Origin of the sequence: Psychrobacter communis, assembly GCF_014836505.1 — a bacterium.
Taxonomy (GTDB): Bacteria; Pseudomonadota; Gammaproteobacteria; order Pseudomonadales; family Moraxellaceae; genus Psychrobacter; species Psychrobacter faecalis.
This window is the reverse complement of sequence record NZ_JACSQR010000049.1, coordinates 1-12,317: the sequence shown is the minus strand read 5'-3', so window position 1 is coordinate 12,317 and position 12,317 is coordinate 1. Positions and strand designations below refer to the sequence as shown.

Annotated in this window: 10 protein-coding genes and 1 pseudogene; 6 read left to right on the top strand and 5 right to left on the bottom strand. The window is 43.4% G+C overall.

The window, feature by feature from the left end:
- Positions 1-123: 123 nt before the first annotated feature.
- Positions 124-324: pseudogene (locus H9653_RS11690) on the top strand (surface lipoprotein assembly modifier); the annotation flags it as partial.
- A gap of 90 nt (positions 325-414) precedes the next feature.
- Here H9653_RS11690 and putP read toward each other — a convergent pair.
- Together putP and H9653_RS11680 are read right to left on the bottom strand one after the other, a co-directional pair.
- A complete protein-coding gene (gene putP / locus H9653_RS11685; protein ID WP_191692492.1) occupies positions 415-1,914 on the bottom strand; it encodes a sodium/proline symporter PutP in 1,500 nt (499 codons plus the stop codon).
- Between the two features lie 531 nt (positions 1,915-2,445).
- Positions 2,446-3,318: a LysR family transcriptional regulator gene (locus tag H9653_RS11680; RefSeq protein WP_144296455.1), complete on the bottom strand. Its 873-nt coding sequence runs from the start codon at positions 3,316-3,318 to the stop codon at positions 2,446-2,448.
- 380 nt (positions 3,319-3,698) lie between these two features.
- Here H9653_RS11680 and leuC point away from each other — a divergent pair, with 380 nt between their 5' ends.
- The 5 genes from leuC to H9653_RS11655 all read left to right on the top strand — a co-directional run bounded on the left by leuC (position 3,699) and on the right by H9653_RS11655 (position 9,540).
- A complete protein-coding gene (gene leuC, locus H9653_RS11675; protein ID WP_191692491.1) occupies positions 3,699-5,117 on the top strand; it encodes a 3-isopropylmalate dehydratase large subunit in 1,419 nt (472 codons plus the stop codon).
- A 54-nt stretch (positions 5,118-5,171) separates the two neighbouring features.
- Positions 5,172-5,822 (top strand): 3-isopropylmalate dehydratase small subunit, encoded by a 651-nt coding sequence (gene leuD, locus H9653_RS11670; RefSeq protein WP_102077110.1) that lies wholly within the window; start codon positions 5,172-5,174, stop codon positions 5,820-5,822.
- Between the two features lie 157 nt (positions 5,823-5,979).
- Positions 5,980-6,738, top strand: coding sequence for a hypothetical protein (locus tag H9653_RS11665; RefSeq protein ID WP_102077109.1), 759 nt, complete (start codon positions 5,980-5,982; stop codon positions 6,736-6,738).
- A 171-nt stretch (positions 6,739-6,909) separates the two neighbouring features.
- The gene (gene leuB, locus H9653_RS11660; protein WP_191692490.1) at positions 6,910-8,013 is read left to right on the top strand and encodes a 3-isopropylmalate dehydrogenase; all 1,104 of its coding nucleotides are present in this window, start codon (positions 6,910-6,912) and stop codon (positions 8,011-8,013) included.
- 423 nt (positions 8,014-8,436) lie between these two features.
- On the top strand, positions 8,437-9,540 hold the full coding sequence (locus H9653_RS11655; protein ID WP_191692489.1) for a L,D-transpeptidase family protein: 1,104 nt from the start codon (positions 8,437-8,439) through the stop codon (positions 9,538-9,540).
- A 231-nt stretch (positions 9,541-9,771) separates the two neighbouring features.
- On the opposite strand, the gene infA is transcribed toward H9653_RS11655, so the two are convergent.
- The 3 genes from infA to H9653_RS11640 form a co-directional block, all read right to left on the bottom strand.
- A complete protein-coding gene (gene infA / locus H9653_RS11650; protein WP_021814850.1) occupies positions 9,772-9,993 on the bottom strand; it encodes a translation initiation factor IF-1 in 222 nt (73 codons plus the stop codon).
- A 142-nt stretch (positions 9,994-10,135) separates the two neighbouring features.
- Positions 10,136-11,008: a tRNA pseudouridine(38-40) synthase TruA gene (gene truA, locus H9653_RS11645; protein WP_225211745.1), complete on the bottom strand. Its 873-nt coding sequence runs from the start codon at positions 11,006-11,008 to the stop codon at positions 10,136-10,138.
- 37 nt (positions 11,009-11,045) lie between these two features.
- On the bottom strand, positions 11,046-12,146 hold the full coding sequence (locus tag H9653_RS11640) for an asparaginase (RefSeq protein ID WP_191692488.1): 1,101 nt from the start codon (positions 12,144-12,146) through the stop codon (positions 11,046-11,048).
- Between the last annotated feature and the right edge of the window lie 171 nt (positions 12,147-12,317).

The following is a 12,317-nucleotide window of genomic DNA, read 5'->3' as shown; positions in this document are numbered from 1 at the left end:
TGCCCGAGGGTAGTTAAGGGTAAACCACAAAAATATCCCAAAAAAAATACCAGTCAGCGTTAACTGACTGGCATTACTCTTTAAGATCGCTTTTTTGTCGATTAACAGACTAGGCATTATGATAACTTTAAAGGACCTCGATGCAATGAAAGAAGAAAAGACAAAACCACCTCATTAGGTTTACAATTTTGGAAACGCGACTTTACTTTACTAGGACTTACACCACGATTGGTATTCGATTATGAAACAACATCAAGTAATTTTGGTTATTACGATGATCGTGATGAAAAATCGGCGACAGTATTATTAACCAAAAGCTTTTAATACTATGTATCCAAGTCCTATCGCTCATAATAAGAAAACCCTCACCAAATTGGTGAGGGTTTTCATTATTGTATAATGGATAAAAAATACTTATTTATTAAGGTTCATTTCCATCTCTTTATACTTCGCAGATACTGACGGTCTTGGACCACCAGTCATGATACTGACAGCAAAGATAGCGATGGTACTCAAGATAAAGCCTGGAACGATAGCGTATAACCAACTGTTTAGTGCCACTCCATTCATCTCGAACGGGCCATAGACCCACAGGATAACGGTCAATGCCCCAACCACCATACCGGCGACCGCGCCATTGCGGTTCATGCCGCGCCATGTCAGACTGAAAATAACCAAAGGTCCAAATGCCGCACCAAACCCTGCCCAAGCATTAGAAACTAAGTTCAATACCGAGCTTTCTGGATTAGACGCCAGCAAAATAGCGACAACGGCCACCACAATAACTGAGATACGTCCGACCAATACTTGACGCGCCTCTGGAGCGTCTCTATCAAAGAAAAGCTTATATACGTCTTTGGTCAATGAGCTTGATACCACGAGTAGTTGTGATGATATGGTACTCATAATTGCGGCTAAAATGGCCGCTAATAAGAAACCTGAAACAAGTGGGTGGAACAAAAATTGCGTGAATACCAAAAAGATGGTTTCAGGGTCATCTAGCGTCATCGCCGTTTTTTGCACATAGGCGCGGCCCGCGATACCCGTAACACAAGCACCGATCAGGCTGATAATCATCCAGCTCATACCGATATTACGTGCTGTTGGCACATCTTTCACTGAACGAATCGCCATAAAACGTACGATAATATGCGGCTGACCAAAATAACCAAGGCCCCAAGCGAGTAAGGAGATAATACCTAAAGCTGTCATGCCACTCGTGATATCGAGCATGCTTGGATCGATGGCTCTGATAGCATTGGTCGTTGCGCTTACGCCACCAAGGTCAGTCAAAGCAACGATAGGGACAATCACCATGGCAAAGAGCATGATAATACCTTGCACAAAGTCGGTCATTGATACGGCTAGGAAACCACCAAATAGCGTGTAAGCGACGACGACGCCAGCGGTCACCCACAGACCTGTACTGTAAGAAAGGTTGAGCGAGCTTTCAAAGAGCTTACCGCCACCGACCAAGCTTGCGGCGGTATAGACGGTAAAGAATAAGATAATAACCACGGCTGAGATAACCCGCAGTAAATGTGATTTGTCCTCAAAGCGGTTAGCGAAATAATCAGGTAAAGTGATGGCGTTGTCAGCGACTTCGGTATAAACGCGAAGACGCGGTGCCACGATGATATAGTTTAAAAAAGCACCCAAGGTCAAACCAATGGCAATCCAAGCGCTGACCACACCGTCAGCGTACATCGCACCGGGCAACCCAAGGAGCAACCAACCCGACATATCCGATGCACCTGCTGATAAGGCGGTGACTGCAGGACCTAGGCTACGTCCACCCAGCATATAGCCTTCAGTATCATTGGCTTGCTTAAAATAAGCATAAACACCAATCCCAATCATCACTAAGAAATAGGCGCCAAGTGATATCAGCACGCCACTAGAAACTCCGTTCATATAAACTGTCCTTAACCAACATAGTTAGCTGTCATTATTTTTAACGAGAAAAGTTGAGTCTTATAAGACGCTGCTTAAAAACCATATCTCAATGTATCTCAAGATAAAAAATCTAAAGACGAAAAAAGCCATTAAGTAGGACATAATGGCTTTTATTCGAAATCTGCTGTTAGTTTTATATGATTGGTGTGGTTGTGGGTTGATACCTACAAAGTCGTGATGAAATGCAAACGGCAAACTTGTAACGCAATCTTATCTTCTCACTCGCTCGCATCAAATCATCATTTATAAACATCAGCCGCTTATATAACCAATCATTTAAAACCACCAAACCTACTGCTTACTATCATATATTACTAGAAGTCTTCAATATATGATTATCAGTGAGTTTCAGGTAAAATTATGTTATCTAAACAACGTCAGACGTATTATAACGTATGAGTCACACAAATGCGAACGCGCCTATTTATCAAATAAATATCTTGATTAGTGAATAATATATAATCGCTTGCCAATGATTGAATTGATGGTTTAGTCAATTGGCGCAAGCAAATCTAGTAAAGCCGTTACGCTACTAGATTGGGTGAGTTTTGGATTAATGACCACGCCCAAATAACGCTGTAATTCGATATTATCGGCCATATCGATACGTTCCAAATCCTGACTGACCATAGTTTGCGGCAATACTGACCAACCAAGTCCGACAGAAACCAGCATGCGGATTGATTCTAAAGGATTAGTGCTCATAGTGGCATAAGGTTTTAAATTATGCTTGGCAAATTCCGCTAACGTAATCTGGCTAGTAAAAGTATTGGCAGACGGTAAGATAGCAGGGTAGCGCGCCAATTGCTCGAGCGTCACATTGGACTTGGTCGCCAAAGGTGATAACGTACCGGTCATAAAGTAAAGCGGATCTGACCACAAGGTATGATAGGTTAAGCGTTTATCATAAACGGGCGGCAAGGTTAAAAATGCGAGTGACAAATCGCCATCGAGCACGGCTTTATGAGCCGTTTCTGAATCGACAAAATGCACTTCTAACTGCACGGCAGGATAGGCTTGGATAAAATGCTTGAGCACAGGGGCTAGATGGTGCAAGCCAATATGGTGGCTGGTGCCGATAACGAGTTTGCCCGAGACAATATGCTGCGAATGCTGGAGATTGATTTTAAAGTTTTCATAATCTTCAAGCCAGCGTTTGGCATGAGGCAACATCTCACTGGCCGCTTGCGTCGGTACAATACCGCGTCCGACTGTATCAAATAGGGTGATGTTAAATTCGTCTTCTAAGTTTTTAATACGTTTACTGACCGCAGGCTGAGTGATAAACAGCTTTTCTGCGGCACCTGAAATGCTGCCTGTTTGCATAACCGTGACGAATGTCGTCAAATTTGTGGTATTCACACCGATGTCCTTAGCTAGTAGCGAGCTATAATTAAAAGTTGGCTGGCCTAGTCAAAATGAATTAGAAATAAAAGTTTGTGACTATGTAAAAATCATCAATTATTATTATAGGATTAGCCTGCTATAATCACAAGACATCAAGACGTATTGTGACATATTTATTCTGTTAAGCGCATTTTTGACGGCGTATTACTTGTTTTAACAAGCTTTTAGCATCATAAATAGTCATTATTATAAAATATTTGCCTTTATAAAATATCTGGTTAATTAAATATTAGATGTAAACAGCAACTTAAAGTGCGCCAGCAAATAGAATAAGTCATACCTTTATTAGTAAAGTAATAAGCCATTTAGTCATTAGTAAATAAAAGGATAGCAACATGGCCGGTCAAACGTTATATGACAAACTTTGGAATGCTCACGAAGTCACCAAGCGTGACGATGGTTCGAGCCTAATTTATATCGACCGCCATTTGCTGCACGAAGTGACAAGTCCGCAAGCCTTTGAAGGTTTAGAGCTTGCCAATCGGGAGCCGTGGCGTCTGTCGGCTAATATCGCAAGCCCGGACCACAACGTGCCAACAGTGACCAAAGAGCGCTTAGAGGGTGTGTCTGGTATTAAAGACAAAGTATCGCGTCTGCAAGTGCTGACCTTGGATGAAAACTGTAGCAAGTTTGATATTGCTGAATTTACCATTAATGATGCGCGTCAAGGTATCTTGCACGTAGTCGGTCCTGAACAAGGCTTGGTCTTGCCTGGTATGACGGTGGTTTGTGGTGATTCACATACCGCTACTCATGGCGCCCTTGGCTGCTTAGCGCATGGTATTGGCACCTCAGAAGTTGAGCATGTACTAGCCACCCAGTGTTTGATTCAAAAGAAATCAAAAAACATGCAAATCCGAGTCACCGGTAAGCTTGGCGCTGGCGTGACCTCAAAAGATGTGGTACTTGCTATCATTGCCAAAATTGGCACGGCTGGCGGCACAGGGTACGCCATTGAGTTTGCAGGGCAAGTATTTGAAGACATGAGCATGGAAGGTCGTATGACCGTCTGTAACATGGCAATTGAAGCGGGTGCACGCGTCGGCATGGTGGCGGTCGATGATACGACGATTGACTATGTCAAAGGTCGTCCTTATGCGCCAACCGAGGAGCAGTGGGAGCAAGCCGAAGCTTATTGGCGCACCCTGTATTCAGATAATGATGCGGTATTTGATAGCGTGATTGAGTTGGATGGTAGTGAGATAGCGCCGCAGGTTTCTTGGGGCACCTCACCTGAGATGGTTGTGGATATTACCCAGTCGGTTCCAACGCCTGACCAAGCGGCTGATGAAGCGCAAGAAGAAGGTTGGTTACGCGCTTATACTTATATGGGTTTAGACGCTGGGCAAAAAATTACTGATATTCAGCTTGATCGTATTTTTATTGGCTCATGCACCAACTCACGTATCGAAGATTTACGGGATGCCGCAGCAGTGATTAAAGGCCGTAAGGTTGCTGATAATATTAAAGAAGCGATCGTGGTAGCAGGTTCTGGGCAAGTGAAATTGCAGGCAGAAGCAGAAGGTTTGGATGCCTTATTTACGGATGCAGGTTTTGAATGGCGCGAGCCGGGTTGCTCGATGTGTTTGGCGATGAATGCCGATAAGCTTGAGCCCGGGGAGCATTGTGCCTCAACCTCTAACCGTAACTTTGAGGGTCGTCAGGGGAATGGCGGTCGTACGCATTTGGTCAGCCCAGCGATGGCAGCAGCAGCAGCATTGGCAGGTCACTTTGTCGATGTGCGCACGTTTTAACTTTTGATTCTGTGCTTTATTTATCAATAATAAATATATTTGATAGGAAATCTTATGCAAGCTTATAACACCCAAACGGGTATCGTTTGTCCGCTCGATCGCGCAAACGTCGATACCGACCAAATTATCGCCAAACAGTTTTTAAAGTCTATTAAACGTACCGGTTTTGGCGTCAATCTATTTGACGACTGGCGTTATCTTGACGAAGGCTATCCGGGTCAAGACAGTAGCACTCGCGTGATTAATCCAGATTTCGTCCTAAATCAGCCGCGTTATCAAGGTGCAACCATTTTGCTGGCACGTAGAAACTTTGGCTGTGGCTCAAGCCGTGAGCATGCGCCTTGGGCACTTTCAGAATATGGCTTTCGCACGATTATTGCACCAAGTTTTGCCGATATTTTTTATAACAACTGCTTTAAAAACGGCATGCTCCCAATCGTTTTAGATGAAGCCATTGTCGATACTTTGATGAAAGCGACGCTCGCCAATGAAGGCTATGAATTAACTGCCGATCTTGAGCGCCAAGTGGTCATCACCCCAACCGGAGAAAAGTACGCTTTTGAGGTCGATGAGTTTCGTAAGCATTGTTTGCTCAATGGTCTTGACGATATCGGGCTGACTTTGCAGCAAAGCGATGCTATCAAAGAATATGAGCATAAGATGATGCAAAAAACACCTTGGATATTCAATGAGGTTAGAGCTTAGTCTTTGATAAAAACGCTTCATATGAACATTTTAATCGACATAAAAAAGAGCTCAGCGCTAATACAGCGTTGAGTTATGGGCATTAAGTGGCTAAAATGAATGGCAATCTATTTTTTACCTTATTGTATTTTCTTCCTTATAAATAGTAGACGCCATTATGAATAAAACACGTTTTGCTGTATGGACAGGCACGGCTCTTGCCGCAAGCTTATTATTATCTGGCTGTCAATTGTTGACGGGCTATCAGCAGATAGACTCGGCAGAGAATGCCAAAGCGTGGACAGGCAAAATAAAACCCGTCGCTGGTGAAGTAAATATCGCCTGCGTGGGAACGTATCATTGTGAAATAGCGCGCATTGATCAGACACGCATTATAAGCAGTGAGACTCATGAGCCGATCAATCCCACTATGCTAGTCAAGACACAAGAGGCAAATGGCAAAAGTCGTGCCGGCAATAAGCAGGTCTCCGTGCCCATTGCGATGGATATGACACCGCTGAGCCATAAAAACGCCATTAAAATTGTTCCCTTAACTGCGTCTGCTATGCCTGGGCTTACCAATTATTATGCGCGAGTCACACCTGCGAAGCGCGAAGTGCAGATTAATTTTTATCCAGAAAATAATTTGGGCTACGTTGAGCGTTTTGCGATGATTCACGACTTTATGGAAGAAGGTACGTATCAGCTGCGTGCTTACCAAAAAAAATCTGGCGCAAATTCAGGTAGCTTGTTAGAAACGGCTTCTCCAGAGCCATTGTGTGTCGATCTTTATCAAGGCAACAGCGTAAAGCGCCGTTTTTGTAAAGAGATGGGGGCTGAGCACCAAGGAGAGTTTGTAGAAACTCGTGTGGTTAAGGCAGCGCCCGCTCAAACGCCATCAGCAGCGAAAAATAAAGTGAAAACCAAAGCTGGATAGATAAAGTTAGATACAAGTAATTATTAAATATTGACGATAGACCCTGACTTCTTGCGCAGCCCATTGCCCAAGAAGTCGTTTTTTAACAGGCTATATAAGCCTGCTAGCAATACTATAACTAGCAATACCATAAACAACAACTTACTTCCCCATTTACCCACAAGGATTAATATGGCAACGATTTTAACATTAGCAGGCGATGGCATCGGCCCTGAAATCATGACTCAAGCCATTGATGTGCTAAATGCTGTCAATGATAAGTTCGCTTTAGGTTTGACCCTAGAATCTGGATTAATTGGCGGTGTGGCGGTTGATGCAACGGGTGAACCGCTACCAGAAGAAACGCTTCAACGTGCGCGCGCAGCAGATGCTGTGTTACTAGGTGCTGTGGGTGGTCCTAAATGGGATGCTATCGAACGTAGCAAACGTCCTGAACGTGGTCTGCTGAAAATTCGTAGCGAGCTTGGTTTGTTTGCCAATCTGCGTGTGGCTAAACTTTATCCGCAGCTTGCTAATGCTTCAAGCATCAAGCCTGAAATTATCTCAGGTTTGGACTTGTTAATCGTTCGAGAATTGACTGGCGGTATTTATTTTGGTGAGCCGCGCGGTATTCGTACCCTAGAAAATGGCGAGCAGCAAGGCTATAACACCATGGTTTATAGCACCAGTGAAATTCAGCGTATCGGTAAAGTTGCTTTTGAGTTGGCAAAAACCCGCGCACAAGCAGCCGGTACGCCCGCCAAGGTTTGCTCAATCGATAAAGCCAATGTCTTAGAAGTCACCGAGCTGTGGAAGCAGACGATGATTGAGATGCAGGAAGCGGATTATAATGACGTAGCGTTATCGCATATGTACGCGGACAATGCTTGTATGCAGCTGATTAAAGATCCTAAACAGTTTGATGTCATGGTCACGGGCAACATGTTTGGTGATATTTTATCTGATGAAGCAGCCATGCTGACCGGCTCTATCGGCATGCTGCCATCGGCGAGCCTTGATGAGGCAGGTAAAGGTATGTATGAGCCTTGCCATGGTTCAGCGCCTGATATCGCCGGTCAAGATAAAGCCAATCCATTGGCGACTATTTTATCGGTGGCGATGATGCTGCGTTATACCTTTAAACAAGAAACCGCGGCACAAGCGATTGAGCAAGCGGTCAGTGAAGTGCTTGACGATGGCTTACGTACCATTGATATTCTCGATCGTAGTGAGACGGGGCTTAAACAAGTAGGCTGTAAAGAGATGGGGCAGGCGGTTTTGGCAAAATTGGTCTAATGAATACCGCTTTAATAGAAGCTGATATTTCTACATCCTAATTAGTTCTAAATCATAAGAGTAATATCCCCATAATTTGCTAAGCAAGTTATGGGTTTTTTTATGCCTATACGGCGCATTTATGGAAGGTAACACACTTACTCAAATAGTCGCAAAAAAAGCCTTTTTTTAACACAGCTACCGCAGGATATAGGTTTAATTAACACAAAGCTGTTATATCCTCACACGCCGATCTGTCACTATAAATAGCTCATTAGCCTATTAAAGTAGAGATTGTTTATCTGCACTATTTTTGTCTGACATCATAATAATTTAAAAACCATTAAGCCCTAAATAAAATATTTATAAACAAAGGGTCTTGATAGTCAATTTCTCATTAAATTCTAATAAAAATAACATCAATAATAATTCTAGGAGTTTTACATGTATCAATTAACGAAAATTACTAGCGCATTAACAGCATTGGGTTTATCGGCGGCTTTGGTGATGAGTCCAAGCTTTGCTGCCACTGACCATACTAAAACTGACAATATTAAAGATGTTAGCCCAGTAACCAACGGCGTCAGTCAAAAATTTACCGGTAATAGTAAAGCAGCGACGTCATTAAATAAGTACTTACCAACGATTAAATATACAACTGAAAATCTGCCAGTGCAGGCGCAAAAGGTAAATAGTGCTACTTGGAAACAAGGAATGAAGAGAGATCGTGATACTACTACCAAGCTGCAAGCTCTATTAAACTGGAACCAAAATGGCGTAGGCTCTGTCGATGGCTATTGGGGTAAGAACACCATCAAAGCCATGCAAGCGTTTCAAAAAGCCAATGGCTTGACGGTAACTGATAATTTAAATAACGAGACTTGGCAAGCATTGACTAAAAATGAAAAACTAACGACACAGCCAGTATTGGTTCGTTATCAGCTGAGCGAAGATGACGTTAATATCAAAACCACCACCATTCCCGCTGGCGCAGAAGCCAAAGCCAAGCTCGATGGCATGTATTATGAAAGCGTGACGGAAGGCTTAGCAGAAAAGTTCCATATGAGCGAAAAATATCTTAAAGCGCTCAATCCTAATGCTAAATTCAGCGCCGGCGAAACCATTACTGTTTATAACCCGGGCAATCCTAATACCAAGCCTGTGAGCCGTGTCGTTGCTGATAAAGCAACCGAAACGTTGTATGCTTATGACGATAAAAATAATTTAATTGCCAGTTATCCGACCACGGTAGGCAGTACTGCAACGCCCTCACCAACAGGTACGCATACAGTAGAAGTAAAAGTGCATGAGCCTAACTATACCTATACGGGTGACGATGGTAGTAAGTCTATCATTCCGCCAGGCCCGAACAACCCGGTCGGTTTGGTATGGATAGGGCTGAGTAAGCCTTCTTACGGTATTCATGGCTCGCCAGATCCTGCGCGTATTAGCCGTCAAGCATCAGCTGGCTGTATCCGCCTGACCAACTGGGATGCTTTAGCGCTGTTGGGGGCGATTCAAGATGGTGCCACGGTCGAGTTTAAATAAGAAGTTGTTATGTATAGAGTAATAGGGCTTTAAAGCTCAAAGCTTGAAATGAAGACAAAAAAATACCGCTACAATAGCGGTATTTTTTTATGGTAAAAGCAAAAAACTGATATTACAACACTAAAATTTGCTAGGTAATAATGAGTAGGTTAGCAATATCATTATTATTATCAGTTAAACCACTCAAGCATTTACATCAATGCAGTTATAACCATTTTAGGTAATAAAATTTTAGTTTTTACCACGGTAAGTAATGCGACCTTTTGATAAGTCGTAAGGCGTCATCTCAACCTTAACTTTATCGCCAGTTAAAATGCGAATATAGTGTTTACGCATCTTACCGGAAATGTGCGCAATGATTTCGTGTCCGTTTTCTAGGCGAACTTTAAATAACGTATTTGGAAGGGTGTCGATGACTTCACCTTCAAATTCAATAATATCGTCTTTTGCCATAATTTTTTATCTATCAATCAATTAAAAATAAGACCATATTATACGCAAGTTAGCGGATTAAAGCAATACAGAACCTGATTTTTACTTGACAGCTTGTAAGTGATATGTATGTCTGTTTATATTAACGATGCCCGCTTAATATTTAATCAGGCAGGTTAAGCCAAACAGGCGTTAAAGGCGCGTGTGGCAATAACTGTTGAAAGCGCTCAGGATAGTAGGCATTGATAAAATACAGGCCGTCACCAGAAGCGGTCGGCGGAGCAATGCTACGGTCTTTTTTGGCTAAAATATCTAAAAAGGCGGCTGGCGGCAACTCATGTCGGCCGATAGCGTAGAGGGTGCCCATCAGATTGCGCACCATATGATGTAAAAATCCATCTGCTTGGATATCAAAAACGATAAACTGCCCATGCGCAAATAGTCTGGCGTGACTGACATGGCGAATAGGCTGATTGGACTGGCAAGCGGCAGCGCGGTAGCTACTAAAATCATGAGTACCGGCAATATCAGCCGCCGCTAATTGCATCGCGGCCAAATCCAGCGGCTCATAAATGTGAGTCACTTGATGATTTAAAATAGCAGGGCGCTGGGCTTGATTGAGGGTGATATAGCGATAACGGCGGGCAATAGCGCCAAAGCGCGCATGAAAGTCAGCGGGCATCGGTTGAACCCAACGTAGAGCAATATCATCCGGTAATAAGCTATTGATGCCACGTAGCCAGTTATGGGTAGGACGATAAGCATGAGTGACAAAATGCGCAATCATGTTGCTGGCATGGACGCTTGAATCCGTACGCCCCGCTGCTACCACTTCTACTGGCTCATTGGCGACCTTACTGATAGCGGTTTCTAACGCTTCTTGGACGCCAAGTACTTCTCGTTGTCGTTGCCAACCATGATAATTTGTACCTAAAAACTCGATGGCAATGGCTAAGGTGTAAGTTGCTTGGTTTTCAGTTGCGGTTTGAGTTTTAATGTTGTCATTTTTGATGTTTTCGATCTCAGGTATTGTCATGTTAAAGCTTATAGAGTGATAAACAGTGAATAGTTATTTAGCGCTTCTTGATAGTAGTACTGGCCTGATTGACATTATTTAACCAACGTTGACGCCGTCTGGCCGGAGTATCATAACGCAGCAATAGCCATAGCAAGCGCGCATAAATTGCGGGAATGGTTAAGCGTCCGCCGGCAATGACATGATAATCGTATTGCCAACTACCCGCCGCATAAGTGTCACTAACGCCGCCAAACGGGCATTGACTGGCACATATCACCATGTGACCTTTTTCATAAGCCAGTTGCAATGTTTCTGCTAAAGTTGGCGAGTAAGGTACATTACCAGAGCCAAAACCTAATAAAATAATGCCACAAGGCGGCTGTGATAATAAGGCGCGTAGCTGATTGTTTAAAACGTCCGTATCATTTGGCAAACAATATAAAGCGTGAACGCGTGCTTGCTCCGCCCGAGCTTCGATAGTGCTGACCAGTGCTTGCTGGTCATCTAGCCAATGCTGGCGGCAGGTATCTGATAAGCTTTTGATATAACTATTGGCCGGATATGCCGCTCGTGAGTGACCGGTAAACGCCATAAAGTCATGGCTATGAATTTTTTGCACGGTTTGTGCAGGCCATGATTCGCCACTAAAGCTAATCTTCACACCTGATTCACCTGCTGCCGCTAGTTTTAATGAGTCAGTGAGGTTGTCCCAAGCGTCGCTATGGGCGTCAATCGTATAAGCATCCAGCACCTCACTATCGAGTAAGGGGCGCATGCTACCTGTAACGACAACACAAACATCGCTGCCAGCAAAAGCTTCAGCCAAAAAAGCCCCTAAGTAACTCAAGGTGTCTGTACCGGTAATTAAAACAAAGCGTTTATGGCCTTGTGCATAAGCCGATAATAACAGCCGATAAAAATGAATAAAATCGTGAGGGGTAAGTTGGCTACTGTCTTTAATAAGATCGTTATTTAACCAAGATACGGGCGTTAGGTGCGTAGCTGCATTGTGTTCAGCCAATAATTTTTGCAGCGTTGGCAAAAAAACGTCTGTTGATAATGGCGCTAATGGACGTCCATAACTGCCAAAAGTGCCGCCAGCGTAAATGAGTTGAATAGGGGTAGAAAGTGTTTTTATCATAGCGGAAGAGGGCATAGTAGGGGTACAATCAAGGAGTGGTGGAAAAGGTGATGATACGAGTAATTTAGCACGTTAAATAGTAGAAAAGCTAACTGCAAAAAAAATCAGCGAGCCCATCCCAGATTCTGTGTAACTGCCATTTAGATTAAATGCTTACTGATACGGTCATCAAACATAATCATAAAG